We start from the raw sequence: 1,328 nt of genomic DNA, 5'->3' as shown, positions 1-1,328 counted from the left end.
CGCGTTGCCGTCCATATCTCTATCTGAATAGGTTGACAAAATTTATACCGGAGAGGGAAAATCCATCGCTAACGATCATCAGTTTAGCTGAATTGAGGCGCTAAGCCCCCTTCCTCAATGAGCGACAGAAGGGAGCGAGTAGGGAAGGGATACAGCGCCGCACGGTTTTCAAATACGTTCGACGCTTGGCCCACAGGCCCACGCTCTACCAAATCTATTATACGTGTATCGCGCATAGCGTGCATTACGGTGAAACGGAAGACCATCACCATTCGGGAGGACCAAGACGAGTGGATTGAGGACCAACACCTCAACCTCTCGTCGTTCGTCCGCGAGAAACTGGACGAACTAATCGAGGAACGAGAGTAGCGGATGTACTACGCCTATAAATACCGTCTCAAACCGTCCGACGCCCACCGCGAGGAGTTGGACCGCCACCGAGACATTTGTAGGCAACTGTACAACCACACGCTCTACCGTCTCAACGAGTACCAAGACGAACACGGCGAACTGCCGTCCATGACCACCCTACGGTCGGAGCTACCCGACATCAAGAAGTGGTGGGACGGCCTCTCGGACGTGTACTCGAAAGTTCTCCAAACGGTCGTGGAACGGCTGTTCGACAACCTCAAAGGACTCTCCAAACTCAAGGACAAGGGCTACGGCGTCGGTCAACTCAAGTGGAAGCCGCCACGGGAGTTCCGCAGTTTCACCTACAGTCAGTCTGGCTTCAAGCTCGACAAGAAGGGCGGGCAGACTGTGCTGTCACTCTCGAAACTCGCGGACGTACCGATTCAGCTTCACCGCGCCATCCCCGACGACGCCGCACTCAAGCAGGTCACGATCAAGAAGGAACCGACGGGCGAGTGGTTCGCCACGTTCGGCGTCGAAATGGACCGTGAACCACCCGAACCGCCTGAGAATCCCGAGAAGTGTGTCGGTATCGACATAGGGATTCTCAAGTACGTCCACGACACGGACGGCACGGCGGTCGGGTCGCTCGACCTGTCCGACGAACGTGTACGCTTGGAGCGTGAGCAACGGAAGCTCTCGCGGAAGCAACACAAGTCGAACAACTATGAGAAGCAACGACGGCGCGTGGCGGAGTGTCACGCCGACCTCCGACGGAAGCGCCGCGACTTCTTGCACAAACTCTCGGCGTACTACGCTCGGGAGTACGACCTCGTGGCGGTTGAAGACCTGAACGTGAAGGGGATGATGGAGTCTCCGTCGAACAGTCGCAATACCGCATCCGCTGCGTGGCGGACGTTCCTCTCGTTGCTCGAATACAAGTGTGAGCGAGCGGGGACGCACTTCGTGGCGGTTAA

1 protein-coding gene is annotated in these 1,328 nt (G+C 56.9%); it reads left to right on the top strand.

What is annotated here, in order from left to right; all coding sequences use genetic code 11:
• Nucleotides 1–372: 372 nt before the first annotated feature.
• On the top strand, nt 373–1,328 hold a 956-nt coding region (locus ACNA7R_RS20390), incomplete at its 3' end, for an RNA-guided endonuclease InsQ/TnpB family protein (RefSeq protein ID WP_416285363.1).

The organism is Natronococcus sp. (genome assembly GCF_047921035.1).
In the GTDB taxonomy this organism is placed as follows: domain Archaea; phylum Halobacteriota; class Halobacteria; order Halobacteriales; family Natrialbaceae; genus Natronococcus.
This window is presented reverse-complemented; position numbering and strand designations above follow the sequence as displayed.